General features: G+C 59.9%; 25 protein-coding genes and 1 other RNA gene. 6 read left to right on the top strand and 20 right to left on the bottom strand.

Going from position 1 to position 25730, the window contains the following annotated elements; genetic code table 11:
• Positions 1 to 5 precede the first annotated feature (5 nt).
• The 9 genes from mraY to rsmI form a co-directional block, all read right to left on the bottom strand.
• Complete coding sequence (gene mraY, locus CRX69_RS09275; RefSeq protein WP_047228816.1) at positions 6 to 1088, bottom strand: phospho-N-acetylmuramoyl-pentapeptide-transferase; 1083 nt, start codon at positions 1086 to 1088, stop codon at positions 6 to 8.
• Positions 1088 to 2455, bottom strand: a complete 1368-nt coding sequence (locus tag CRX69_RS09270) for a UDP-N-acetylmuramoyl-tripeptide--D-alanyl-D-alanine ligase (RefSeq protein WP_107321909.1) — start codon at positions 2453 to 2455, stop codon at positions 1088 to 1090. Before CRX69_RS09270 ends, mraY begins: the two co-directional genes overlap by 1 nt.
• The gene (locus tag CRX69_RS09265; RefSeq protein WP_107321908.1) at positions 2448 to 3911 is read right to left on the bottom strand and encodes a UDP-N-acetylmuramoyl-L-alanyl-D-glutamate--2,6-diaminopimelate ligase; all 1464 of its coding nucleotides are present in this window, start codon (positions 3909 to 3911) and stop codon (positions 2448 to 2450) included. The genes CRX69_RS09270 and CRX69_RS09265 overlap by 8 nt, the downstream gene beginning before the upstream one ends.
• A complete protein-coding gene (locus tag CRX69_RS09260) occupies positions 3911 to 5650 on the bottom strand; it encodes a peptidoglycan D,D-transpeptidase FtsI family protein (RefSeq protein WP_172833814.1) in 1740 nt (579 codons plus the stop codon). Before CRX69_RS09260 ends, CRX69_RS09265 begins: the two co-directional genes overlap by 1 nt.
• Positions 5650 to 5943, bottom strand: coding sequence for a cell division protein FtsL (gene ftsL, locus CRX69_RS09255; protein ID WP_047228812.1), 294 nt, complete (start codon positions 5941 to 5943; stop codon positions 5650 to 5652). The genes CRX69_RS09260 and ftsL overlap by 1 nt, the downstream gene beginning before the upstream one ends.
• Positions 5940 to 6887, bottom strand: a complete 948-nt coding sequence (rsmH, locus tag CRX69_RS09250) for a 16S rRNA (cytosine(1402)-N(4))-methyltransferase RsmH (protein ID WP_047228811.1) — start codon at positions 6885 to 6887, stop codon at positions 5940 to 5942. Before rsmH ends, ftsL begins: the two co-directional genes overlap by 4 nt.
• On the bottom strand, positions 6884 to 7339 hold the full coding sequence (gene mraZ, locus CRX69_RS09245) for a division/cell wall cluster transcriptional repressor MraZ (RefSeq protein ID WP_003205355.1): 456 nt from the start codon (positions 7337 to 7339) through the stop codon (positions 6884 to 6886). The genes rsmH and mraZ overlap by 4 nt, the downstream gene beginning before the upstream one ends.
• A gap of 308 nt (positions 7340 to 7647) precedes the next feature.
• Positions 7648 to 8001: RNase P RNA component class A (rnpB, locus tag CRX69_RS09240), an RNA gene on the bottom strand.
• A gap of 74 nt (positions 8002 to 8075) precedes the next feature.
• Entirely contained in the window at positions 8076 to 8948 is an 873-nt protein-coding gene (gene rsmI / locus CRX69_RS09235) for a 16S rRNA (cytidine(1402)-2'-O)-methyltransferase (RefSeq protein WP_076383607.1), read from the bottom strand.
• A 209-nt stretch (positions 8949 to 9157) separates the two neighbouring features.
• On the opposite strand from rsmI, the gene CRX69_RS09230 reads away from it, so the two are divergent.
• The 4 genes from CRX69_RS09230 (at position 9158) to CRX69_RS09215 (ending at position 12611) form a co-directional block, all read left to right on the top strand.
• Positions 9158 to 10969, top strand: coding sequence for a penicillin-binding protein activator (locus CRX69_RS09230; RefSeq protein WP_107321907.1), 1812 nt, complete (start codon positions 9158 to 9160; stop codon positions 10967 to 10969).
• Positions 10969 to 11331, top strand: coding sequence for a YraN family protein (locus CRX69_RS09225; protein ID WP_047228808.1), 363 nt, complete (start codon positions 10969 to 10971; stop codon positions 11329 to 11331). The genes CRX69_RS09230 and CRX69_RS09225 overlap by 1 nt, the downstream gene beginning before the upstream one ends.
• A gap of 111 nt (positions 11332 to 11442) precedes the next feature.
• A complete protein-coding gene (locus tag CRX69_RS09220; protein WP_007928463.1) occupies positions 11443 to 12036 on the top strand; it encodes a phosphoheptose isomerase in 594 nt (197 codons plus the stop codon).
• A complete protein-coding gene (locus CRX69_RS09215; protein WP_047228807.1) occupies positions 12033 to 12611 on the top strand; it encodes a BON domain-containing protein in 579 nt (192 codons plus the stop codon). The genes CRX69_RS09220 and CRX69_RS09215 overlap by 4 nt, the downstream gene beginning before the upstream one ends.
• A 1132-nt stretch (positions 12612 to 13743) precedes the next feature.
• On the opposite strand, the gene CRX69_RS09210 is transcribed toward CRX69_RS09215, so the two are convergent.
• The 7 genes from CRX69_RS09210 to rplM all read right to left on the bottom strand — a co-directional run bounded on the left by CRX69_RS09210 (position 13744) and on the right by rplM (position 18619).
• Positions 13744 to 14157 (bottom strand): ClpXP protease specificity-enhancing factor, encoded by a 414-nt coding sequence (locus CRX69_RS09210; protein WP_047228570.1) that lies wholly within the window; start codon positions 14155 to 14157, stop codon positions 13744 to 13746.
• Positions 14158 to 14173: 16 nt separating this feature from the next.
• Positions 14174 to 14791, bottom strand: a complete 618-nt coding sequence (locus CRX69_RS09205; protein ID WP_047228571.1) for a glutathione S-transferase N-terminal domain-containing protein — start codon at positions 14789 to 14791, stop codon at positions 14174 to 14176.
• Between the two features lie 149 nt (positions 14792 to 14940).
• Entirely contained in the window at positions 14941 to 15723 is a 783-nt protein-coding gene (locus CRX69_RS09200) for a cytochrome c1 (protein ID WP_047228572.1), read from the bottom strand.
• Positions 15723 to 16934, bottom strand: a complete 1212-nt coding sequence (locus CRX69_RS09195; RefSeq protein WP_047228573.1) for a cytochrome b — start codon at positions 16932 to 16934, stop codon at positions 15723 to 15725. Before CRX69_RS09195 ends, CRX69_RS09200 begins: the two co-directional genes overlap by 1 nt.
• Positions 16934 to 17527, bottom strand: a complete 594-nt coding sequence (gene petA, locus CRX69_RS09190) for a ubiquinol-cytochrome c reductase iron-sulfur subunit (RefSeq protein WP_047228574.1) — start codon at positions 17525 to 17527, stop codon at positions 16934 to 16936. The genes CRX69_RS09195 and petA overlap by 1 nt, the downstream gene beginning before the upstream one ends.
• A 256-nt stretch (positions 17528 to 17783) precedes the next feature.
• Positions 17784 to 18176 (bottom strand): 30S ribosomal protein S9, encoded by a 393-nt coding sequence (gene rpsI / locus CRX69_RS09185; protein ID WP_003205364.1) that lies wholly within the window; start codon positions 18174 to 18176, stop codon positions 17784 to 17786.
• A gap of 14 nt (positions 18177 to 18190) precedes the next feature.
• On the bottom strand, positions 18191 to 18619 hold the full coding sequence (rplM, locus tag CRX69_RS09180) for a 50S ribosomal protein L13 (protein WP_003205365.1): 429 nt from the start codon (positions 18617 to 18619) through the stop codon (positions 18191 to 18193).
• A gap of 245 nt (positions 18620 to 18864) precedes the next feature.
• Between rplM and CRX69_RS09175 the strand changes: the two genes are divergently transcribed.
• Complete coding sequence (locus tag CRX69_RS09175; RefSeq protein ID WP_047228575.1) at positions 18865 to 19905, top strand: NADP(H)-dependent aldo-keto reductase; 1041 nt, start codon at positions 18865 to 18867, stop codon at positions 19903 to 19905.
• A 133-nt stretch (positions 19906 to 20038) separates the two neighbouring features.
• Here the strand turns inward: CRX69_RS09175 and CRX69_RS09170 are convergent, their stop codons facing one another.
• Entirely contained in the window at positions 20039 to 21175 is a 1137-nt protein-coding gene (locus tag CRX69_RS09170; protein ID WP_047228576.1) for an acyl-CoA dehydrogenase family protein, read from the bottom strand.
• Positions 21176 to 21420: 245 nt separating this feature from the next.
• On the opposite strand from CRX69_RS09170, the gene CRX69_RS09165 reads away from it, so the two are divergent.
• Entirely contained in the window at positions 21421 to 22317 is an 897-nt protein-coding gene (locus tag CRX69_RS09165; RefSeq protein ID WP_172833813.1) for a GlxA family transcriptional regulator, read from the top strand.
• Between the two features lie 128 nt (positions 22318 to 22445).
• Here the strand turns inward: CRX69_RS09165 and zapE are convergent, their stop codons facing one another.
• From zapE to CRX69_RS09150, 3 genes are all read right to left on the bottom strand, one after another.
• The gene (gene zapE, locus CRX69_RS09160) at positions 22446 to 23540 is read right to left on the bottom strand and encodes a cell division protein ZapE (RefSeq protein WP_047228578.1); all 1095 of its coding nucleotides are present in this window, start codon (positions 23538 to 23540) and stop codon (positions 22446 to 22448) included.
• 100 nt (positions 23541 to 23640) lie between these two features.
• On the bottom strand, positions 23641 to 24996 hold the full coding sequence (locus CRX69_RS09155) for a tryptophan--tRNA ligase (RefSeq protein WP_107321906.1): 1356 nt from the start codon (positions 24994 to 24996) through the stop codon (positions 23641 to 23643).
• Positions 24997 to 25020: 24 nt separating this feature from the next.
• Complete coding sequence (locus CRX69_RS09150; RefSeq protein ID WP_107321905.1) at positions 25021 to 25650, bottom strand: alpha/beta hydrolase; 630 nt, start codon at positions 25648 to 25650, stop codon at positions 25021 to 25023.
• Between the last annotated feature and the right edge of the window lie 80 nt (positions 25651 to 25730).

Below are 25730 nucleotides of genomic sequence, written 5' to 3'. Positions count from 1 at the left end.
TCGTTCTACCTCAGCTTCAGGGTGGCAAGGCCGACCAGGACCAGAATTACGGTGATGATCCAGAAACGGACAATCACACGCGGCTCGGGCCAGCCCTTGAGTTCAAAGTGGTGGTGGATCGGCGCCATGCGAAATACCCGGCGGCCGGTCAATTTAAAGGAAGCAACCTGAATGACGACTGACAGCGTCTCCATCACGAACACACCGCCCATGATGAACAGGACGATTTCCTGGCGAACGATGACGGCGATGGTGCCCAGGGCCGCGCCCAGCGCCAGCGCGCCGACATCGCCCATGAAGACCTGCGCCGGGTAGGTGTTGAACCACAGGAAACCCAGGCCGGCACCGATCAGCGCACCGCAGAACACGATCAGCTCGCCCGCCCCCGGCACATAAGGGATCAGCAGGTATTCAGCGAATTTCACGTTACCCGACAGGTAGCAGAAGATCCCCAGCGCGCCGCCCACCATCACGGTCGGCATGATCGCCAGGCCATCGAGGCCATCAGTCAGGTTGACCGCGTTGCTCGAGCCGACGATCACCAAGTAGGTCAGCACGATGAAGCCTGCGCCCAGCGGGATGCTGTAATCCTTGAGCATCGGCAGAATCAGGGTGGTTTCCACCGGGGAGGCTGCGGTCATATAAAGGAAGATCGCCGCGCCGAGGCCGAATACCGACTGCCAGAAATACTTCCAGCGGCTCGGCAGCCCCCGGGAGTTCTTCTCGATGACCTTGCGGTAGTCGTCGACCCAGCCGATGGCGCCGAACAACAGGGTCACCAGCAATACCACCCACACATACCGGTTCGCCAGGTCGGCCCAGAGCACGGTACTGATGCCAATGGACGACAGGATCAGCGCGCCGCCCATGGTTGGAGTACCGGATTTGGACAGGTGCGATTGCGGGCCGTCGTTGCGGACCGACTGACCGATTTGCAGGTTCTGCAAGGTGCGGATCATCCACGGGCCCAGGAACAGCGACAACGACAACGCGGTCAGCACACCCAGGATCCCGCGCAGGGTCAGGTACTGGAAGACCGCGAAGCCTTTGTGGAACTGTTGCAGGTACTCCGCTAGCAGCAGCAGCATTAATGTTTCTCCATACGGGAACCGCACAGCGCCGCGACGATGTTTTCCATCGCGGCACTGCGTGAGCCCTTGATCAATAAGGTGGTGTTCGGGTCCTGCTCGGCGCTCAGGGCCTGAATCAATTCGGCCTGAGTGCTGAAATGCTGTGCGTGCTCGCCAAACGCGGCCACCGCATGGGCCATCATCGGACCGACGGCATACAGTGCATCGACCTTGCCACGCGCGTAGGCGCCGACATCGTGATGCCCCTGTTGCGCCCATTCGCCCAACTCGCCGATATCTCCCAGCACCAGCACGGTACGGCCGGGGAAACCGGCGAGGATATCGACCGCGGCGCACATGGACGTCGGGTTGGCGTTGTAGGTGTCGTCGATCACGCGCATGCCGTTGCTGGCCAATTGCGCAACGGAACGCCCCTTGACCGGTTGCACCGCGTTCAAGCCGGCCACGATGCCCGGCAATGACACGCCCAAAGCATGGGCCGCGGCCGCAGCGGCCAGGGCGTTGGCGACGTTATGGGTGCCAAGCAGGTTCAACTGGACCCGCTCTGCACCGTCGGGGCTGTGCAGGTTGAAGGCCGGGCAGCCGCGAGCATCGCGGTCCAGGTCGCTGGCGTAAAAATTCGCCGCCAGATTGCTCAAGGCAAATGTCAGGACCTTGCGCCCAGCCGCCCGGGTCTTCCAGATTTCGAAGGCCTTGTCGTCAAGATTCAGCACGGCGACGCCATCGGCATCCAGCCCCTCGAGAATCTCGCCCTTGGCCTCAACGATTTTGTCCGGACCACCGAACTCACCGACGTGGGCGGTCCCGGCGTTGTTGATCACGGCCACGTGAGGTTTGGTCATGCCCACGGTGTAGGCGATCTCACCGAGCCGCGAGGCACCGAGCTCAATGACCGCGGCACTGTGTTGCGGTGCCAGCTCCAGCAATGTCAGGGGTACACCCAGGTCATTATTAAGATTGCCACGAGTCGCCAACACCGGACCGCGGGTGCGCAAGATGCTCGCGAGCATTTCCTTGACCGTGGTCTTGCCACTGGAGCCGGTGATGGCCGCGACCGGGTTGCGGTATGCGGCGCGGTTCAATGCACCGAGCTGGCCCAGGGCCTGGCGAGTGTCGTTTACCTGCAATTGCGCCAGCGTGCTGTTGGTCACTTCTCGCTCGACCAGCGCCGCGACCGCACCTTTGGCGGCCACGTCGTTCAGGTAATCGTGGCCGTCAAAACGCGGCCCGGCCAGGGCAACGAACAATTGCCCCGGGGCAATCGCCCGGCTGTCGATGCTCACCCCATCGAAACTGGCGTCTGCTGCGATCAGTCGCGCCTGCAGGGCATTGGTCAGCTCGCTGAGTTTCAAAGCCTTAAGCATGGGCCACCTCCCACGCGGTCAGGGCATGATCGGCTTCCACCAAATCGGAGAAGGCATGGCGTTCGCCGTTGATTTCCTGATAATCCTCATGGCCTTTACCGGCCAGGACAATGACGTCGTCCGCCGACGCACCGGCAATCAACTGAGCAATGGCCTGGCCGCGACCGGCCACGAAGGTGACGTTATCCACCGCCGAGAAGCCGGCGCGGATGTCGTCGAAAATCTGCGACGGGTCTTCGGTGCGAGGATTGTCGTCGGTGACCACTACGCCGTCGGCCAAGCGCTCCACCACTTCGGCCATCAGCGCACGCTTGCCACGGTCACGATCACCGCCGCAGCCGAACAGGCACAGCAACTTGCCCTTGGCGTGTGGCCGCAGGGCCATCAGAACTTTGTCCAACGCATCCGGGGTATGGGCGTAATCGACCACCACCAACGGTTGCGTTCCGCCGCCCAGCCGTTGCATACGTCCGGCCGGCCCTTCGAGTTTGGGCAGGACCTTGAGGATTTCATCCAGGGCGTAGTCCAGGCCAAGCAAGGCACCCACGGCGGCCAACACATTGCTCAGGTTGAAACGCCCCAACAAGGTGCTGCGCAGGTGGTGCTCGCCTTGGGGCGTAACCAAGGTCGCGCGCACGCCTTCGTCATCGAATTGCGCCTGGCGTACATAAAGGTAGGCGCTGGCATCTTCCAGGCTGTAGGTGATCAACCGGGACTCGCGCTTATCGGCGGCCAATTGCCGGCCGAACGCGTCGTCAAGATTGAGGACCCGGCACTTCAAGTCATTCCAGGCAAACAACCTGGCTTTTGCTTCGCCGTAAGCCTGCATGGTGCCGTGGTAATCCAGGTGATCGCGCGACAGGTTGGTCAATACCGCGACGTCGAACGCCAAGGCCGTCACGCGCCCCTGATCCAGGCCATGGGAAGAGACTTCCATCGCCACAGCCTTGGCTCCGGCCTTTTTCAGGTCGGCCAGGGTTGCTTGCACGGCGATCGGGTTCGGCGTGGTGTGCAGGCCACTCTCCAGCGCGCCGTGGAATCCGTTACCCAAGGTCCCGACGATGCCGCAATGCTGACCCAGCAGATCCAAGGCCTGGGCCACCAGTTGGGAAACGCTGGTCTTGCCGTTGGTGCCGGTCACGCCAATCAGGTTCAAGTGACGACTCGGGTCGCCGTAAAAACGCCCGGCAATGTCCGACAACTGGGCCGCCAGGCCCTTGACCGGAATCAGCGGCACATCAGTGATCGGTAGCACGGTCGCGCCGTCGACTTCATAAGCCACGGCAGCCGCGCCGCGCTTCAAGGCGTCGGCGATGTGGGCGCGACCGTCGAACCGGGCACCCGGTACGGCCAGGAACAGATCCCCGGCACGCACGTGGCGGCTGTCCAGGGCCAATTCGCGAATCAGCAGATCGTGGCCGGCATGGGCAAAAATCTTGTTCAGGCTCAGGGACATCAGCCACGCCCTCCTTCGGCTTTCAAGGGTACGACCGGCGCGGTGTTGGCTTGCTGGGTCGGCGGCAGGTTATCCGGGGTGATATTCATCAGGCGCAGGGTGCCGGACATCACTTTGCTGAACACCGGTGCCGAAACCAGCCCCCCGAAGTAGCCGGCCTTGCTCGGTTCGTCGATGACCACCACGACGGCGTAGCGCGGGTCGCTCATCGGGCCGAAACCGGCGAACAGCGAACGGTAGGAATTCTCGGCATAGCCCTTGACGCCCGCGGAGGTTTTGCGGGCCGTACCCGACTTGCCGCCCACGTGATAGGCCGGCACCTGGGCGCGGTACACCCCACGCGGCGCTTCGATCACCTGTTGCAGCATGCCTTGCATGGTCTTGGCGACGTCCTCCGGAATGACCTGAGTAGCCTCCGGGGCCTTGTCGGTTTTGATCAGTGACAGCGGTGTCATGCGGCCGTTGTTGGCCAGCACCGAAAACGCGTGGGCCAACTGGATCGCGGTCACGGAAACACCGTAGCCGTATGACAACGTGGCCGTTTCGGCCTTGCGCCACTCACGGTAGTTCGGCAGATTGCCGACCCGCTCGCCAGGAAAGCCCAGGCCAGTGCCCTGGCCAAGACCGATTTTCTGGGCAAGACGGTAAATCGTTTCCCCACCGATATCGAAGGCGATCTTGCTCATGCCCACGTTACTGGAGTTGATCAGGATGCCGGTCAGGTCAAGCACCGGACCTTCGGTCTTGGAGACGTCCCGAATGGTGTACTTGCCGATCTGCAAAGTGCCTGGATACACCTCGACCGTATCCCCCGGCTTCCAGCGCCCGGTTTCCAGAGCCGCCGCCATGGAAACGGCTTTCATGGTCGAGCCCGGTTCGAACACGTCGATCATCGCGCGGTTGCGCATCATCGCCGGTTGCAGGTTGCGGCGATTGTTCGGGTTGTAGGTGGGCTGGTTGACCATGGCCAGGATCTCGCCGGTCTTCACGTCGAGAATCACCAGGCTGCCGGCCTTGGCACCGTTCTCGACGATGGCATTGCGCAGCTCACGGTTGGCCAGATATTGCAGGCGCAGATCAATGGACAACGCCAAGGGCTTGCCGGCCTTGGCGTTTTTGGTGACCTGGACATCCTTGATCAGCCTGCCACGCCGATCCTTGATGACCTGACGCTTGCCGGGAACCCCGGCGAGCCATTCGTCGTAGGCCAACTCGACCCCTTCTCGCCCCCGGTCGTCGATGTCCGTAAAGCCGACCATGTGGGCGGTCACTTCACCGGCCGGGTAGAAACGCCGGAACTCTTCGATGCCGTAGACGCCCGGCACTTTCAGGTCGAGCACCCTCTGGCCTTGCTCGGGCGTCAACCCGCGCACCAGATAGATGAATTCTTTGCTGGCCTGGGCTTCAAGGCGTTCGGCCAGGGCCTTGGGGTCCTGGCCAAGGGCGACGGCCAGGGCCGGCCACTTTTCCTTGGCCTGCTGCATTTCCTTGGCGTTTGCCCACAGGGTAGTCACCGGGGTGCTCACAGCCAACGGTTCGCCATTGCGGTCGGTGATCAGGCCACGGTGAGCCGGGATCGGGATGTGCCGCATGCTACGGGCATCACCCTGCTCTTTGAGGAAGTCACGGTCGACCACTTGCAGATCGATGATCCGCCAGACGATGGCCGCCACCATGATCCCGAGCAGGCCCAGGACCAGGCGGAAGCGCCACGGAAAGAGTGCCCCTTCGAGCTTCATCATGGCGCCACCATCTGCACTTCGGCAGCCCCGGGAATGCGCATTTTCAGCTGTTCGGTCGCCAGTACTTCGATGCGGCTATGGGCGGTCCAGGTGCTCTGCTCCAGGATCAACCGGCCCCACTCGGCCTGGGCCTTGTCGCGCACGCTCAGTTCGCTGTAAAGGGTGTTGAGCAACTGCCGGTTCCAGTGCGCGCTGTAGGACACGGCGATGGCCGACACGAGCACGCCGATAAACAACAGCAGCATGAAAAAGCTGCCGCCAGGCAGGGGCTTGGCGAAGAGCTTGCTCACCGCAACTTCTCCGCAACACGCATGACGGCGCTACGGGCACGCGGGTTGGCCTTGAGTTCAGCCTCGGAGGCGAACTGCGCCTTGCCATGAATCTTGATTTTCGGCACGAAGGCTTCGAAACGCACCGGCAGGTTGCGCGGCAGGTTATCGGCCTCACCCTTGGTGAGCTTGCGCATGAACAGTTTGACGATACGGTCTTCCAGGGAATGGAAGCTGATCACCACCAGTCGCCCGCCGACCTCAAGTGCTTCAAGTGCCGCCTCAAGGCCGGCCTCCAGATCACCCAGTTCATTATTGACGTGGATGCGCAAACCCTGGAAAGCCCGGGTAGCCGGGTTCTTGCCCTTCTCCCATGCCGGGTTGGCGACTTTCAGCACTTCGGCCAGGTCGCCGGTGCGCTCGAACGGTTTGATATCGCGACGCTCGACCACGGCACGGGCCATGCGACCGGAAAAACGTTCTTCGCCGTATTCCTTGAAAACACGGGCGATTTCTTCCACCGCAGCGGTATTGACGAATTCGGCGGCGCTGATTCCACGGGACGGATCCATGCGCATGTCCAGCGGGCCATCATTGAGAAAACTGAAGCCGCGCTCAGGGTCGTCCAACTGCGGCGAAGACACGCCCAGGTCAAGCAAGACGCCACTGACTTTGCCAGCCAGGCCACGCTGGGCGACTTCCGATCCCAGCTCCGCAAAGCTGCGCTGCACAACGACAAAGCGGCCGTCTTCGGCCGCTAGCGCTTGCCCGGTGGCAATCGCTTGAGGATCCTTGTCGAACCCCAGCAGCCGACCGTCCGGACCGAGCTTGCTGAGGATCAGCCGGCTATGCCCGCCGCGCCCGAACGTGCCATCCAGATAGCAGCCATCAGGACGTACGGCGAGAGCCTCGACGGCTTCGTCAAGCAGTACGGTGATGTGGTTAAAGCCGCTATCAATAGTCACAGGATCAAATCACGCAGTTCATCAGGCATGGCGCCCGGTTGTTGAATAGCAGCAAGGTCAGCGGCAGAGACCGCATTCCAGGCATCTTCGTCCCACAGTTGGAACTTGTTCAGTTGGCCCACCAGCATCGCGCGCTTGTCCAGCTTGGCGTATTCGCGCAGGCGCGGCGGAACCAGGAAACGACCGCTGCCGTCGAGTTCGAGGTCGACGGCGTTACCGATCAGCAAGCGTTGCAGGCGGCGGTTTTCTTCACGCAGTGAAGGCAGTGCGCGCAGTTTGGTTTCGATGATTTCCCACTCATCAAGAGGGTAAACACACAAACATGGGTCAACGGCGTCGATCGTGACGATTAACTGCCCGGAACTACGCGAAACGAGCTCGTCACGGTACCGGCTCGGCATGGCGAGACGGCCCTTTGCATCGAGACTGATAGCGTTAGCTCCGCGAAACACGTCAGCGTTTCTCCAAAAATTTTGCGTTTTACGCTCAAAAAACCCACTTCATGCCACTTTCCGCCACTTGCGCACACTATAGGAATGCGCCCACCGCACCGTCAAGGCGCGGAGTGAAGGAAAAGCCTTATAGATCGGAGATTTAGGAGCGTATCTGGAGGGGCGATGGGAATCTGACGTAGGATTTTTCGCCACAACTTCAGCGAACACAGGAAGCTGCGCTCAGAAGTTAAAGTGATTTGTTAAGAGTAAGATTTTTTTGGTCTTAGCAATTGCGTCTGCCAGCGATTCTGGCAGGAGGGGAAAAGGTGGAGAGTCGATCTGTAAGCCGGGTTCTGTCTTGAACAGTCATTCGTCTACGATGGCCATCACTGGACATCTTTAGCAACCTACCCGGTCCCAGCGCGGGCCACGCCTTGGGACCCTATTTGGTCTTGCTCCAAGTGGGGTTTACCTAGCCACGAACTGTTGCCAGCCGTGCGGTGCGCTCTTACCGCACCTTTTCACCCTTACCGGCGCCGAAACGCTTAGGCGGTTATTTTCTGTGGCACTTTCCGTAGGCTCACGCCTCCCAGGCATTACCTGGCACTTCGCCCTATGGAGCCCGGACTTTCCTCCCCCCCCTAATTTTCATAGAGGGCAGCGACTGTCCGATCGACTCTCCGCCGCGAAGGTTAACGGCAGAGCGGCCGAAGAACAAGCGCTAAAAGCCCTTGGCCAGCCCCGCGCCCCGGTTTCACTGGCCCTTCTGTTTTTCCAGCGCGACCTGATACAGGACGTTCTTACGCTCGCCGGTAATCTGCGCCGCGAGAGCGGCGGCGCGCTTGAGGGGCATTTCCTCAAGCAGCAGGTCCAGGATGCGCATCGCTTCACTGCTGACGGTCTCTTCATTGTCCGGCGCCGTCCAGCCCGCCACCAGCACGACGCATTCACCGCGCTGCTGGTTGCTATCGCCTTCGACGAAGGCGCGCAACTGCGCCAGCGGCAACCCCTTGAGGGTTTCGAAGGTTTTGGTCAGCTCCCTGGCGAGCAGCGCCGGGCGCTCCGGACCAAACACCAGCTCCATGTCCTGCAGGCATTCAAGGATGCGGTGCGGCGCCTCATAAAAGATCAACGTACGCGGCTCCTCCTTTATAGACTCCAGGCGCGCCCGTCGCCCCACCGCCTTGGCTGGCAGAAAACCTTCGAAAATGAAACGGTCCGACGGCAGGCCCGCCGCCGAAAGGGCTGCGATCAAGGCGCACGCCCCCGGCACCGGCACTACGCTGATACCGGCCGCCCGAGCCTGGCGCACCAGGTGATAGCCAGGGTCGGAAATCAGCGGTGTACCCGCGTCGGAAATCAGCGCGACGTTATCGCCCGCCAACAAACGAGTGATAAAACGACTGCCTTCTTCCCGCTCGTTGTGCTCATGACAGGCCGCCAACGGCGTTGAAATGCCGAAATGTTGCAACAAGCGTTGAGAGTGGCGCGTATCTTCGGCCGCAATGAGGGCCACCTCCTGCAGGATTTTCAGCGCCCGGGCACTGATATCGTCCAGGTTGCCGATGGGCGTCGCCACCACATAAAGCGAGCCGGCAGCGGAATTCAAAGCACCTGGAGCAGTCAAAGCGCACACCTCATGATCGGTAAAACCGCCATTGTAGCGCGTAGTGTGCGTCACGACTGCCCGCAGCGCCTCGCTGTCCGGCGACCTGCCGTGCTGCGCCGCAACATTTGAAATACCTAAATTGATCGATTCACGCCACTAACATCGCGCCCCGGCCAGTGCTTGGGTACAATTCGACGCTAATTTGATCTCGTATCAGGAACATTTACATGATCGCTTGCCTGCGGCTGCTCTCCGCCCTCTGCCTCGCTGCCCTTCTGGCGGCCTGCGCCAGCTCGCCCTCCTCCAGCCTTGGCGAACTTCCACGGACCCCGGATGCCAGTATCGAGCAGTTGCTCGAACAGGCCACTCAAAGCAAAACCCCGGAAAAAGCCGCCCTGTTGCGCCTGAGTGCAGCAGACCTGGCCTACCGCCAGGGCAATGCCGGCCAGTCCGCGCAGATCCTGCAACAGGTGCCGATGGAGCAACTCAAGCCCGGCCAGCAGATTTTCGCCAGCACTCTGGCGGCCGAACTGGCAATGACGCGCAATCAACCCAAAGCAGCGCTGAGCGCCCTGAGCCACCCGAGCCTGCAGCACCTGGGCGAGCTACCGGTGGAACAGCAGGTCCGTACCGGCACCGTCCACGCCCGCGCCCTCGAGGCCGATGGCCAGACCCTGGCCGCCGCCAAGGAACGGATCTTCATTGCGCCCCTGCTTGAAAACGAAGCGGCGGCGAAAAACCACGAGGCGATCTGGTCGTTGATCGCCTCGCTGCCCACCGATCAACTGCAACCGACCACCACCGACGACCTGGGTGGCTGGCTGAGTTTGGCCCAGGCTGTAAAAACTGCCGGTACGCTGGAACAGCAACAGGCGGCTATCGACAGCTGGCGCGAGCAGAACCCCAAGCACCCGGCCGCGCTCCAGTTGCCGACGCCGCTGGTCAAGCTCAAGGAACTGGCGAGCCAGCCCCTGAGCAAGATCGCCTTGCTGCTGCCCCAGGATGGCCCGCTGTCCTCGGTCGCCAGAGCTTTGCGCGAAGGTTTCATGGCTGCCCACTATCAGGCCCAACAAGCCGGGCAGAACCCGCCAAGCATTCAGTTTTATGACAGCTCGCGCCTGACCTCCCTGGATGATTTCTATCGCAAGGCGCAGGCCGACGGCGTGCAACTGGTGGTCGGCCCGCTGGAAAAACCCTTGGTCAAGCAGCTCAGCACCCGCCCGCAACTGCCGATCACGACCCTCGCGCTCAATTACAGCGAAGGCGAGCAAGGCCCGGCCCAACTGTTCCAGTTTGGCCTGGCCGCGGAAGACGAAGCCCGCGAAGTATCGCGTCGCGCCCGTACGGACGGCCTGCATCGTGCCGCCGTCATGGTGCCAAAAGGTGAATGGGGCGATCGCGTCCTCAAAGCCTTCAGCGAGGACTGGCAGGCCAATGGCGGCACCATCATCGCTGTCGAACGTATCGATCAACCCGTACAACTGGCCCAGCAGATTGCCGACATGTTCCATCTGCGCCAGAGCGAAGGTCGCGCCAAGCGCCTGCAAAGCACAGTCGACACCGCCGTCGCGGCCCAGCCGTCCCGCCGCCAGGACATCGAATTCCTGTTCCTGGCCTCGACCCCGCAACAGGCCCAGCAGATCAAGCCGACCCTGAACTTCCAGTACGCCGGCGACGTACCTGTGTACGCCACCTCGCATGTGTTCAGCGCCAGTGGCGACCAGAATCAGTACAACGACATGAGCGGCGTGCGCTTCTGCGAAACCCCGTGGCTGCTCGATGCCAACGACCCGCTGCGCAAGCAGGTCACCGCCCAGTGGCCCCAGGCCGGCGGTAGCCTGGGTCGGTTGTACGCGATGGGAGCGGATGCTTATCGTCTGGCTCCGCGCCTGGGTCAGCTAAAGACATTACCGGACACCCGCATCGAGGGGTTGTCGGGCAGCCTGGCAGTGTCGCAGTCCCAGCGCGTGCAACGTCAACTGCCGTGGGCCGAATTCGTCAACGGTCAGGTGCAGCGCCTGCCAGACACTCAGCGCTGATGCCTGACCGATCTCGCCAGCAAAGCGGACGGGATGCCGAGAGCCAGGCTCTCGCGCATCTTCAGCAACAAGGTCTGCGGCTGCTGGCGAAGAACTGGCTGTGTAAACGTGGCGAGCTTGATCTGGTCATGCTTGACGGCGATACAGTAGTATTCGTCGAAGTCCGCTACAGAAAAAATACTCAATGGGGTGGCGCGCTCGACAGCATCGATGCACGCAAGCGCCAGAAGCTGGTTTTCGCCGCGCAGTATTTCCTGCAAATCGAGTCTCGCTGGGCCGATCATCCCTGCCGCTTCGACGTGGTTGCCATCGACAGCAACGCCGATCAGTTGAACTGGTTGCAGAATGCCTTCGACAGTTGAACGTCAACACCCATGACGAGCCGAGCCGGACACCTTCACCCAATTTTTGCTCTTTGCTTTGCGCGCCGCACATGCTTGTGCCGATAAGCCGCGCTACTTAAGGTCACACAGATGGACATGCAATCGCGAATTCGCCAGCTTTTTCAGGCCAGTATCGACACCAAGCAACAGGCGATGGACGTACTTGCACCGCACATCGAGCAAGCCAGCCAAGTGATGGTCAACGCCCTGCTCAACGAAGGCAAAATGCTTTCGTGCGGCAATGGCGGTTCTGCCGGCGACGCCCAGCATTTCTCATCGGAGCTGCTCAACCGCTTCGAGCGCGAGCGCCCCAGCCTGCCGGCCATTGCATTGACCACCGACAGCTCGACGATCACCTCGATCGCCAATGACTACAGCTACAACGAAGTGTTCTCCAAACAGATCCGCGCCCTGGGCCAGCCCGGCGATGTGTTGCTGGCGATCTCCACCAGCGGCAACTCGGCCAATATTATTCAGGCGATCCAGGCCGCACATGATCGCGAAATGATTGTCGTAGCATTGACCGGTCGCGATGGCGGCGGCATGGCGTCACTGCTGTTGCCTGAGGACGTCGAGATTCGCGTACCGGCCAATGTCACTGCACGCATTCAGGAAGTCCACCTGCTGGCGATTCATTGTCTTTGCGACTTGATCGACAGCCAACTGTTCGGGAGTGAAGAATGACCCCTAATCGCCTAGGCCTTCTGGCCCTGACCCTGTGCCTCGGCATCAGCGGCTGCACATCGGTGGTTAACGCCAGCCGGGAAAAGCCGATTGAAGACGACCGCGGCACCCGCACCTTCGGCAGCAAGATCGACGATTCGTTGATCGAAACCAAGGCAGGCGTGAACATCGCCAAGGCCGACCCGGACCTGGACAACAACTCGCACATCGTCGTCACCAGCTTCAACGGTGTCGTGCTGCTGGCCGGCCAGACCCCACGCGCGGACCTCAAGGCCAAGGCCGAACAGGCTGCAAGCGCCGTGCAGCGGGTCAAGACCGTGCACAACGAACTGCAGGTCCTGCCACCTTCCTCGTTGCTGGCGCGTCAGAACGATGCCTGGCTGACTACCAAGATCAAGACGCAGATGCTCACCGACGCCAGCATTCCCGGCTCGCGCATCAAGGTCGTGACTGAGAATGGCATCGTCTATCTGCTGGGGCTGCTGACCAAGCAGGAGGCTGCGCAGGCGACCAATCTGGTGCAAGGGGTTTCCGGGGTGCAGAAGATCGTCAAGTTGTTTGAGTACATTGACTGATACTGAACTTCAGGTGCTCAAGAAAAACGGCGCTTCTTCCGAGACGGAAAGCGCCGTTTTTTTTGGCTTCATTTTTTTTGTGGGGGTGATTGGTGTGTATATCCGTTGCTGCGGTAACGGCTGCTTATGGTTTCGCTCTTACAGCGGGTCACTTTTGGAAGAGCGCCAAAAGTAACCAAAAGCGCTTTGCCCCACCACTCGGTGCCTCGCCTAGGCTCGGCATGCCCTCACTCCGGCATTGCTCCGTGGGCCCGCCGCGAAGGGCCATCCATGGCCCAGAGCGGCTACCTCGGCATCCATGCCGAGGTGCCCACTACGCAATACCTGCGTTCGGCCAGCGTGGTTAACGGGGCGCCCCAGATCAAAATCAAAAACGAGGCGGCCTGACAGCCGGCCTGTTCTGGAGCGAACGGGTTTCCCCTGTGGGAGCGAGCTTGCTCGCAAAAGTGGAGGGTCAGTTTGCAGTGATGCTTGGATGTACCGGCGTCATCGCGAGCAGGCTCGCTCCCACAGGTTTTGTGTCGCTTGCAAATACTGTGAGCACACACAAATCAATGTGGGAGCGAGCCTGCTCGCGATAGCGGTAGTTCAGCTAAATAGATACTGGCATCTACCCCGCTCTTGCTCTTGCTCTTGCTCTTGCTCTTGCTCTTGCTCTTGCTCTTGCTCTTGCTCTTGCTCTTGCTCTTGCTCTTGCTCTTGCTCTTGCTCTTGCTCTTGCTCTTGCTCTTGCTCTGCTTTTGATCTTGATCTTGATCTCGACGCCCCGTTAAACCACGCTGGCCGAACGCAGGCATTGCGCAGTGGGCATCCCGGCATGGATGCCGGGATAGCCGCGCTGGGCCATGGATGGCCCTTCGCGGCGGGCCCACGGAGCAGTGCCGGAGTGAGGGTACACCGAGCCTAAGCGAGGTGCCGAGTGGTGGGGCAAAGCGCTTTGGTTACTTTCGCGCTCTTCGAAAGTGACCCGCCGTAAGGGCGGAACCATAAGCAGCCGTTACCGAAGAAATGGATATACACACCAACCATGACACTACAAAAAAAATGCCCACATCTCACGATACGGGCATTTTCTTAACCAAGTTGCGACACCCGGCTTATGGCTGGATGGCTTTTTTCATACCCCGGCCACTTATTTCACCACTTTCAAACTAGGCCGCCCGCTAGGACGCGGCGGCTCGTCATCCGGTGGCGGCAGGTCATCATCAGCCTCGAACTCTTCTTCGCCGTCCAACGGCGATTCCAGCTCGAACACCATACCCTGACCATTCTCCCGGGCATAAATCCCCAGGATCGAGGCGATAGGCACGTACAGGGTGTGTGGCACACCCCCGAAACGTCCCTCGAAACTGACCGCATCATTGTCCATGTGCAGGTGACGCACGGCGGCCGGTGATACGTTCAAGACAATTTGCCCATCGTTGGCAAAACCCTGCGGCACCTGCACCGATGGATACTCGGCGTTGACCAGCATGTGCGGGGTGCAATCGTTGTCCACAATCCACTCGTAGAGCGCGCGGACCAGATAAGGTCGACTGGAGTTCATAGCGGCTCCCTAAGCCTTAGCGCATGTCACGTTCGACACCAGACAGACTCGCCTGGAATGCCTCACGCGCAAATTGGCGCTCCATATAATCAAGCAACGGCTTGGCAGGCCGCGGCAGTTCAATACCCAGAATCGGCAAACGCCAGAGTATTGGCAATAGGCAGCAATCCACCAGGCTTTGTTCCTCACTGAGGAAGAATGGCTTGTCGATGAACAGCGGCGATACGCCAGTCAGGCTTTCACGCAATTCTTTGCGCGCCACGACCCGCGCAGGTTCTTTGGTTCGTGAATCCAGGATCAGGTCCACCAACCCGCACCAGTCACGCTGGATGCGATGGATCAGCAAACGGCTGTTGGCCCGCGCAACAGGATATACCGGCAGTAAAGGCGGATGCGGATAACGCTCATCCAGGTATTCCATCACCACTGTCGACTCCCACAATGCCAGGTCACGATCGACCAGCGTGGGCAGGCTGCCGTAAGGGTTCACCTCGATCAGCTTCGGCGGCTGACGGCCCGCTTCGACATAAATGATCTCGGCGCTGACACCCTTCTCTGCCAGTACGATGCGTACCCGGTGGGAGTAGTGGTCGGCGGGGTCGGAGTAACAGGCCAACCGATTGGTCACGCCCATGGCGATCCTCCTCGCTTGTTGAAATTATCGAAAAACGGAAAAACGAGCGCGCCCAAAGGGCGCCTCCCGTAACACCTGGCGGACCAGGTTCGTTACATCCAGAGACGCCCTTGGGCGCGCACGATTAACAGCAACGGTTTACAGCTTTATCAATGCACGTCTTTCCAGTATTCGCGCTTGAGCAGGTAAGCGAATACGAAGAAGAACGCCAAATACAGCAACACATAAGTACCGATGCGCTGATGCTCCAGCTTCACCGGGTTGGCCGAGTAGGCCAGGAAGGTCACCAGATTCTTGACCTTCTCGTCGAACTGCTCTTCAGTCAGGCTGCCGGTGTTCGGCAACACGGTCAGCTGGTCGCAGGCTTCGTGAGTCAAAGCGGTGCCGGTCAGCGGATCGTATTGCTTCTTGCCGTCCTCGACGATTTGAACCTGTTTGCAGCCTACCACCTGACGACCCTGCAGGCCGACCAGAACGTTTGGCATGCCGACGTTCGGGAAGACCTTGTTGTTCACGCCCCAAGGACGCGCGGGATCCTCATAGAACGAACGCAGGTAACCGTAGAGCCAGTCGGTGCCACGCACGCGTGCCACCAGGGTCAGGTCGGGCGGTGCAGCCCCGAACCAGGTCTTGGCGTCTGCCGGCTGCATGCCGATGTTCATGTGATCGCCCAGCTTGGCACCGGTGAACACCAGCTTCTCGAGCATCAACTCATGGGGAATGCCCAGGTCATCAGCTACGCGCTCGTAACGCTGGAACTTGGCGCTGTGGCAGCCCATGCAGTAGTTGGCGAACGTACGCGCGCCATCCTGCATGGCAGCTTTGTCGGAAACGTCGATGTCGACTTTTTCCAGCTCAGGACCACCGGATGCGGACGCAAAGGACAGTACAGGCATAGCAGCAAGAATCAGTACAGAAAATAGCTTTTTCATCAGCCAGTCACCCTTTCCGGAACCGGTTTGGTCTTCTCGAGCCTGGTGTAGAACGGCATCAGAATGAAGTAGGCGAAGTACAGGAAGGTGCAGACCTGCGACAGCAGCGTCCGGCCCGGCGTTGGAGCGAGTACGCCCAGCACACCCAGGATCACGAACGAGATGCAGAACACCCAGAGCCAGATTTTGCTCAGCCAGCCTTTGTAGCGCATCGACTTGACCGGACTGCGGTCCAGCCACGGCAGGACGAACAGCACGGCGATCGCCGCACCCATGGCGATGACGCCCAGCAGCTTGTCTGGAACCGCCCGCAAAATCGCGTAGAACGGTGTGAAGTACCAGACCGGAGCAATGTGCTCAGGGGTCTTGAAGGCGTTCGCCTGCTCGAAGTTAGGCTTCTCGAGGAAGTAACCACCCATCTCTGGGAAGAAGAACACGATGGAGCAGAAGATGAACAGGAACACTACCACGCCGACGATATCTTTGACGGTGTAGTACGGGTGGAAGGCGATGCCGTCCAGCGGTACACCGTTTTCGTCCTTGTACTTCTTGATGTCCACGCCATCGGGGTTGTTCGAGCCGACTTCGTGCAGCGCCAGGATGTGCAGCACCACCAGACCGAGGATCACGATCGGCAGGGCCACCACATGCAAGGCGAAGAAGCGGTTCAGGGTAATGCCCGAGATCAGGTAGTCACCGCGAATCCACTGGGTCAGGTCATCACCGATGACCGGGATTGCACCGAACAGCGAGATGATCACCTGGGCGCCCCAGTAGGACATCTGGCCCCACGGCAGCAGATAGCCCATGAAGGCTTCCGCCATGAGCGCCAGGTAGATCAGCATGCCGAAGACCCACACCAGCTCACGAGGCTTCTGATACGAACCGTAGAGCAGACCACGGAACATATGCAGGTAAACCACGATGAAGAACGCCGAAGCGCCGGTGGAGTGCAGCAGACGCAGGATCGAGCCGTACTCGACGTCACGCATGATGTATTCGACGGAGGCAAACGCTTCTTCCGCCGAAGGGGTGTAACTCATGGTCAGCCAGACACCGGTGACGATCTGGTTGACCAGAACGAGCAATGCCAAGGAGCCAAAGAAGTAGAAGAAGTTGAAGTTTTTCGGAGCGTAATACTTGCTGAGATGGTCTTCCCACATTTTGGTCGCGGGAAAGCGCGCATCAACCCAATCCATGAATTTGCTCATCACGCTGTCTCCGTATCGACGCCAACGACAATGATGTCGTCGGTCTCATAGGAATGCGGGGGAACTGGCAGGTTCAGAGGTGCAGGCTGCGATTTGTAGACGCGACCCGCCAGGTCGTAATGGGAGCCGTGGCAAGGGCAGAAATAACCACCGACCCAGTCCTTGCCCAAGTCGGCAGGGGCTACCTCAGGACGGAACGTTGGCGAGCAACCCAGGTGCGTACAAATCCCGATCAGCAGCAGGACTTGCGGCTTGATCGAGCGTGTCTCCGGATCGACATAGGTCGGTTGCGTCGAGTTCTTGGAGGTAGGGTCAGACAACTGGCCCTCGATCTTTTTCAGATTCCCCAGGATTTCCTCTGTACGGCGGACGATGAACACCGGCTGACCGCGCCACTCAGCAATCATCTGCTGGCCTGGCTCGATCTTGCTGACATCCACTTTCACCGGTGCACCTGCGGCTTTCGCCTTGGCACTGGGAAACCATGACCCCACGAACGGGACCGCAGCCCCCACCGCTCCTGCAGCACCCACCACGGATGTGGCTGCTACCAGGAAGCGACGCCGGCCTGCATTCACGCCGTCATTGCTCATTCAGTCCTCTCCCATCAGCTTTGTGGCCTGTTAAATCAGGCGTCTACTAAGTAAAAATCTGAACTTATAAAAATTTTGCCGAATGGTAATGAAAAGCCCCAGTTCTGACAAGGTAATTACCAAGCGACCCAACCGCCAAGCCTTGTAGTATAGGGGCTTCACGGATGTGGCAAGTTGTCACAGCATAAATCTTTCGCGCATAAAAAAACGCCCAGCTCCGTGAGGAACTGGGCGCCTTTTGAACGCGAAAGCGAAATTAACGCTTCGAGTACTGCGGACGCTTACGCGCTTTACGCAGACCGACTTTCTTACGTTCAACTTCACGAGCATCGCGAGTTACGAAGCCGGCTTTGCGCAGTGCACCGCGCAGAGTTTCGTCGTAATCCATCAGTGCGCGAGTGATGCCGTGGCGGATTGCGCCAGCTTGACCACTTACACCACCACCGATAACAGTGACGTAGATGTCGAATTTTTCGACGGTCTCGGTCAGTTCCAGCGGCTGACGAACTACCATGCGGGCAGTTTCGCGGCCGAAGAAGTTATCCAGGGAGCGGTTGTTGATGGAGATGTTACCAGTGCCCGGACGCAGGAAAACGCGTGCGGTTGCAGTCTTGCGACGGCCAGTGCCGTAATTTTGAGTCGCCGACATAATGAACTATTCCGTTAAAACTTCAGTTCTTGGGGCTGCTGAGCAGTATGAGGGTGAGCAGCGCCCGCATAAACCTTCAGCTTACGATACATGTCGCGACCCAGTGGGTTTTTAGGCAGCATGCCTTTAACCGCGGTCTCGATCACGCGCTCAGGGGCTTTGGCGATCAGCTTTTCGAAGTTGATCGACTTGATGCCGCCAGGAAAACCGGAGTGGGAGTAGTACATTTTGTCAGTGGTTTTAGCGCCAGTAACACGTACTTGCTCAGCGTTGATGACGACGATGTAGTCACCGGTGTCGACGTGAGGGGTGTACTCAGGCTTGTGCTTGCCACGCAGACGGCTCGCGATTTCGGTGGCCAGACGACCCAGGGTCTGACCAGCAGCGTCGACGACAAACCAGTCGCGCTTTACTGTTTCCGGTTTAGCAGTAAAAGTTTTCATTCTTTATAGCCTCAGGGGCCGCCCTGTAAATTAGACGGCGGATCTTACTGAATAGTGCGTACTTTGACAAGTCAAAGGCAGCCGGATACAGACGCTTTCGGGGGCTCGGGTCGGCGCGTCCGTTCAACGGCAAGATTCTTCGGCGGCGGCGCATCACTTCCACTGCAGAAAGAGGTGCGCAATTATGCAGATTGCGAAAAATAATTCAACCTGCTTTTATGATTGTTTTGCCCAAGGAGTTCCCGATGGATTATCGCCAGCTAGGCCGTACCGATCTAAACGTGAGCGCCCTGTGCCTCGGAACCATGACCTGGGGTGAGCAGAACAGCGAGGCCGAGGCCTTCGCCCAGATCGAACGCGCCAAGGGTGCCGGGATCAATTTCATCGACACCGCCGAGATGTATCCGGTACCGCCCAAGGCCGAGACCTACGCCACCACCGAGCGCTACATCGGCAATTATTTCAAGAGCCGCGGCGACCGTGCCGACTGGATCCTGGCGAGCAAGATCGCGGGCCCCGGCAACACCATCGACTACATCCGCGACAAAAACCTCAAGCACAACCGCCGCCATATCGTCGAAGCGGTGGACGCCAGCCTCAAGCGCCTGCAGACCGACTGGATCGATCTCTACCAACTGCACTGGCCGGAACGCAGCACCAATTTCTTCGGCCAGTTGGGCTACCAGCACAAGGCCGACGAAGATTTCACCCCGCTGGAGGAAACCCTCGAGGCCCTGGACGAGCAGGTCCGGGCCGGCAAGATCCGCCACATCGGCCTGTCCAACGAAACGCCGTGGGGCACCATGAAGTTCCTCGCCCTGGCCGAAGCCCGTGGCTGGCCGCGGGCAGTGTCGATCCAGAACCCCTACAACCTGCTCAACCGCAGTTTCGAGATCGGGCTTTCGGAAATCGCCATCCGCGAACAGTGTGGCCTGCTGGCTTACTCGCCATTAGCGTTCGGTTTCCTGTCGGGCAAGTATGAAGGCGGCGCACGGCCAGCCAAGGGCCGCCTGACGCTCTACAGCCGCTTCATGCGCTATTTCAATCCACAATCGGAAGCCGCATGCAGTCGTTATGTGGCCCTGGCGCGGGAACACGGCCTGGACCCGGCACAGATGGCCCTGGCCTTCGTTACCCGACAACCATTCGTGACCAGCAACATCATTGGCGCCACCACGCTGGAGCAACTGGACAGCAACATCGCCAGCTTCGACCTGAAGCTGTCCGATGAAGTGCTGGCGGGGATCGAGGCGATTCACAAGGATCAGCCGAACCCGGCGCCTTGATCAGTTCATAGCCCCCATCGCGAGCAGGCTCGCTCCCACATTGGATTTATGTCTGACCACAACATTGTGATCGACACAGAGCCCATGTGGGAGCGAGCCTGCTCGCGATAGCGGTCTAACAGTCACTACGACATCAAAGCGACCGCGCAATAATTTCCTTCATGATTTCATTGGTCCCGGCATAGATGCGCTGCACCCGCGCGTCGGCCCACGCCCGGGCGACCGGGTATTCCCACATGAACCCGTAGCCGCCATGCAGCTGCACGCATTCGTCGAGCACCTTGCACTGCAGGTCAGTGCCCCAGTACTTGGCCATCGCCGCCGTCGGCACGTCGAGCTTGCCTTGCAGATGCAGTTCCAGGCAGCGGTCGACGAAGACCCGACCGATCTGGATCTCGGTCGCCATTTCCGCCAGTTTGAACCGGGTGTTCTGGAAGTCCGCGATGGATTTACCAAAAGCCTTGCGCTCGCGGGTGTAGTCCAGCGTCCATTGCAGCGCCGCTTCGGCCGACGCCAGGCCACCAATAGCCACCGTCAGGCGTTCCTGGGGCAGTTCCTGCATCAGGTAGGCAAAGCCCATCCCGGCCTGCCCCAGCAGGTTTTCCTTGGGCACGCGAACATCCTGGAAAAACAGCTCCGAAGTGTCCTGAGCCTTCATCCCGACCTTCTCCAGGCGCTTGCCTTTTTCGAAGCCAGGCGTACCCGCTTCCACCAGGAACAGACTGGTGCCCTTGGCGCCTGCTTTCGGATCGGTCTTGGCAACCACAATCACCAGATCGGCCAGAAAGCCGTTGGTGATAAAGGTCTTCGAGCCGTTGATGATGTACTCATCACCCTCCAGCACCGCCGTGGTCTTCACGCCTTGCAGGTCGGAACCGGCGCCCGGCTCGGTCATAGCGATGGCCGTGACCATCTCACCAGACACCAGTTTGGGCAGGTACTTGTGTTTCAGCGCTTCACTGCCGTAGTGCAGGATGTAGGGCGCAACGATGTCGGAGTGCAGCGAGAAGCCAATGCCCGTCAGCCCCAATCTTCCGATTTCTTCAATCACCACGGTGCTGTAGAGAAAATCGGCATCCAGCCCGCCATAAGCCTCTGGCAGATGCGAGCACAACATCCCCGCCTCCCCCGCCTTGTTCCACAACTGACGATCCACATGCCCCTGTTTTTCCCACTGACTGTGGTACGGCACCGCTTCTTTTTCGAGGAAGGTTCGTACGCTGTCGCGAAACAGTTCGTGTTCGGAACTGAACAGGGTTCTGGGGATCATGGGACACCTTTGCATTATTGTTCGATGGGGTTATCCAACAGAGCCTAAGCCTGCGGGGGATGACAGGACACTGGACACATCCGACAAAAAATAAGACGATCCAGCCGTCTGGTGACCACTTTCCCCTATAAAAATAAAGATCAATTATGTCCAAACACGTCTCCACGCCTTTGCGGCGCGTCAGCATCCTGGCTATCGACCGGGTTTTCGCTTCCACCCTCATGCAAGCCAAGGATTTTTTCCACCTGGCCAGCCTGCGCTACGGCAAACAACTGGGCCACGGCCTGACACCGGCGTTCGAAACCCGGCTGGTCAGTCCCGACGGCAAACCGGTGAACAGCTTCAGCGACGTGATCATGCCGGTGGACGGCGGCCTGGAAAATACCGATGTGATCATCCTCCCGGCTTTTTGGGATGATTTCGGCACCCTCTGCCAACGTTACCCGCAGGTCCTGCCCTGGCTGCGGGAACAGCATGCCCGTGGCGCAGTGCTCTGCGGCGAGGCGACCGGGGTGTTCTGGCTGGCCGAGGCCGGGCTGCTCGATGGCAAGGAAGCCACCACGTACTGGCGGTTCTTCAACGCCTTCAAGGAGCGCTTCCCCCAGGTCCACCTCAACCAGGACAAGCACCTGACCGACGCCGACAACCTGTTCTGCGCCGGCGGCACGACCTCGGCCTGCGACCTCTATATCTACCTCATCGAACGGTTCTGCGGCGCCAACGTGGCCCAGGCCGTGGCACGAGACATTCTCTATGAAGTGCAGCGCAGCTACTCACCGGGAAGAATCGGTTTCGGGGGCCAGAAACTGCATCAGGATGTGATCATCCTGCAGATCCAGCACTGGCTCGAAGAACACTTCGCCGACAAGTTCCGCTTTGAGGACGTCGCTCGGGAGCACGGTATGAGCATCCGCAACTTCATGCGCCGCTTCCAGACCGCCACGGGAGACAAACCGCTGCATTACCTGCAACGGCTGCGTATAGAAACCGCCAAGGGCTTGTTGTCCGGCAGCCGCAAAAGCATCAAGACCATCAGCTATGAAGTCGGCTACGACGATGCGAGCTTCTTCGCACGGCTGTTCCGCCAACATACCGAGTTATCGCCGAACCAGTATCGACAGCAATTTCAGCAGGCGGCGTGAATCAAGGGTTGAATACAGTCCAATGTGGGAGCGAGCCTGCTCGCTCCCACAGGGTTATGCGGTGCGCCGTTGAGCTCGCACGCGCAAAAAAGGCCTGCAATTGCAGGCCTTTTTTTATCCGAACCGGATTACGGCTTATGCGCCCGCGCCAGGAATTCGTGTGATTGCATTTCCAGCAAACGACTCAAGGTTCGCTGGAACTCAAAGGTCAGGCGACCGCCGGTGTAGAGATCCTTGAGTTCGACTTCGGCCGAAATGATCAGCTTCACGTTACGGTCGTAGAACTCGTCGACCATGTTGATGAACCGGCGGGCAATGTCGTCGGTGGTGACGCTCATTTGCTCCACGTTGCTGAGCAGTACCGCGTGGAAGATCTTGCCCAGCTCGATGTAGTCGTTCTGGCTACGAGGGCCATCGCACAGTTCACGAAAGTCGAACCAGGCCACGTCATCGCAGGTCCGCACGGCGCGGATCTGGCGATTCTCGATGACCAACACATCATTTTCGACCGCCTGGGTGCATTCCGGCGTCAGGGCCCGGAAGCTCTTGCGCAGGCTTTCTTCAGCTGCGGCGTCCAGGGGGAAGTGAAACAGCTCCGCCTGCTCCAGGTGACGCAGGCGATAGTCCACCCCGCTGTCGACGTTGACGATGTCGGTGTGTTCCTTTATCAGCGCAATGGCCGGCAGGAAGCGCGCGCGTTGCAGGCCGTCCTTGTAAAGGCCGTCCGGCACGATGTTCGAGGTGGCGACCAAAGTCACGCCGTTCTTGAACAACTCCTCCATCAAGGTGCCGAGAATCATGGCGTCGGTGATGTCGGAAACGAAAAACTCATCGAAGCAGATCACCCGCGTCTCGTCGGAGAACCGCTTGGCGATGATGGTCAGCGGGTTCTTCTCGCCGCCCAGCGTCTTCATTTCTTCATGCACACGCTTCATGAAGCGGTGGAAGTGCGTCCGTGTCTTCTCCTTGAACGGCAACGCCTCGAAGAAGGTGTCGACCAGGTAGGTTTTACCACGGCCGACACCGCCCCAGAAATACAGGCCCTTGACCGGGACCTGATCCTTCTTGCCGAACAGTTTGCCCAACAAGCCCGGCTTGTTGTTCGACGCGGCGACCAGATCGTCGTACAGGCGCTGCAAATGCCGCACTGCCGTTTCCTGGGCTGCGTCGTGGAAGAACTCCGGGCGTTTCAGATCAGCTTGATATCGTTCTAGGGGCGTCATATTCGTTAGCAAGGCAACAAAAACGGGCCGTCACTGTAGCGACGGCCCGCGGGAATGGCAATCGGCCCTTATTCGAGCCGATGGTCGGAATAGCCCCGGTTCAGTCCTGAACTGGCGTCAGGGCCACGCGCAAAGCCTCGATGGCAGCATCCCGAGCGGCGCTGTCCGCAAAGGCCGGACTGTCGGCCACACAGGCGCCGTCAAGCCAGACACTGAAGCTCAGCTCGTCGCTGCGCACGTCCAGTGGCTGGCCGGCTTGCAGTTGCTTGGTGACCTGGCCCGCGGTCTTGCCATCGGCAAAATTGCGCGACAACACCAATTGCTCGCCATCGGCGGCCAGCAGACGGAAGCGGAAACTGCCGTCGCCTTCGCGAAAGCTCACGAAACGTGCGGCTTTGGCCACTTTCTTTTTCGTGCTGGTCGCCACCTGAACCTGGCTGACAAACGAACGCAGGCCGACGGCTTCGCGCAGTTCGTTGAGGAACGGTGTGGCCACGGCCCGGGCTTTTTTCGCACCCAGTTGCAGGATGTCTTCAAGGTCCGCCGGGCGTTCGATCAACTGGTGATAACGTTCGCGGGACTCGCCCAGTTCACTGTCGAGCAATTGGAACAGGCGGTTCTTGGCTTCGCCCCAACCCAGGCCCTGCAGCAGTTCGCTGCGGAACTCGTCGGACTGCGCTGGCGTGGCGAAGGCCTGGAACAAGGTGAACAGGTGGGAGTTGTCCGGATCCTTGGCTTCGCCCGGTGCGCGGGAGTCGGTGACGATCCGCGAGATCGCGTCCTTCATGTCCTTGGCGCTGCTGAACAACGGGATGGTGTTGTCGTAGCTCTTGGACATCTTGCGGCCATCAAGGCCCGGCAGGGTGGCGACGCTCTCCTCGATCAGCGCCTCGGGCATGGTGAAAAACTCCTTGCCCTGGCCGAACAGATGGTTGAAGCGCTGGCCGATGTCGCGGGCCATTTCCACGTGCTGGATCTGGTCGCGACCGACCGGCACCTTGTGGGCGTTGAACATCAGGATGTCCGCGGCCATCAGCACCGGGTAGCTGTACAGCCCCATGGTGATGCCGGCATCCGGGTCTTCGCCGGCCTCGACGTTTTTGTCCACCGACGCCTTGTAGGCGTGGGCGCGATTGAGCAGCCCCTTGGCGGCGACGCAGGTCAGCAGCCAGGTCAGTTCCGGAATTTCGGGAATGTCGGACTGGCGATAGAAGGTCACGCGGTCCACGTCCAGGCCACCGGCAAGCCAGGTCGCGGCGATTTCCAGACGCGAGCGCTGGATGCGCAACGGGTCATCGCATTTGATCAAGGCGTGGTAGTCGGCCAGGAAATAGAACGAATCGGCGTTGCTGTCGCGGCTGGCGAGGATCGCCGGACGGATAGCGCCGGCGTAGTTGCCCAGGTGCGGGGTGCCGGTGGTGGTGATGCCGGTCAGGATGCGGGTACGAGTCGTCATGGGTTATCGCTTGTCAGACTGCTGTCAATTCGAGAGGCGCGGCAGGAGCAGATCCTTGAGATCGGTCAGCTTGCCATGGAAAAAGTGCCCGCATTCTGCCACTTTCAGCAGCTCATGGGGGCGCTGGAGCGCGTCCGACCATTGGTAAACCAGCTGGGGGTCGACCACTTCGTCGGTTTCCGGCTGGATCACGGTCAACTCGCCGCTCATCGGCAAGGGCGATTGCGCGTCCAGGCGCATCACCGCCGGGGCCACCATGAACAGGTGCTTGGGTGGCTGGCCCTGGGCTTCCAGACGTCCGCCAAGGCTTGCGGCAACGAAGCCGCCAAACGAGAAACCGAACAGGGTGAGCGGCAGTTGCGGGTATTTTTCCCGCAACCAATCGGCTGCAGCCTGGGCGTCGTCGACTTCGCCAGTGCCCATGTCATGGCTGCCGGCACTGGCGCCGACCCCGCGATAATTGAAACGCAACGTAACCAGGCAAGCATCACGGGCAGTGCGTTGCAAGGTCGAGACGACTTTGTTGAGCATGGTCCCGCCCTGCACCGGGTTGGGGTGGCAGATCAGCGCCAGGCCACGGGGCGCTTCGCTGTCCAGGTACAAGGCTTCCAGTTGGCCCACGGGGCCATCAATGACTACAGGGGTTTCGCGCATAAGCAAGGGAAAGAACTCCGTGACCTCGAATAGGGTCGACTCGTCTAGCTAAAAGTCTGTGCCTGGCATGATTGCGATGT

Source organism: Pseudomonas rhizophila, from assembly GCF_003033885.1.
GTDB lineage: Bacteria > Pseudomonadota > Gammaproteobacteria > Pseudomonadales > Pseudomonadaceae > Aquipseudomonas > Aquipseudomonas rhizophila.
This window is presented reverse-complemented; position numbering and strand designations above follow the sequence as displayed.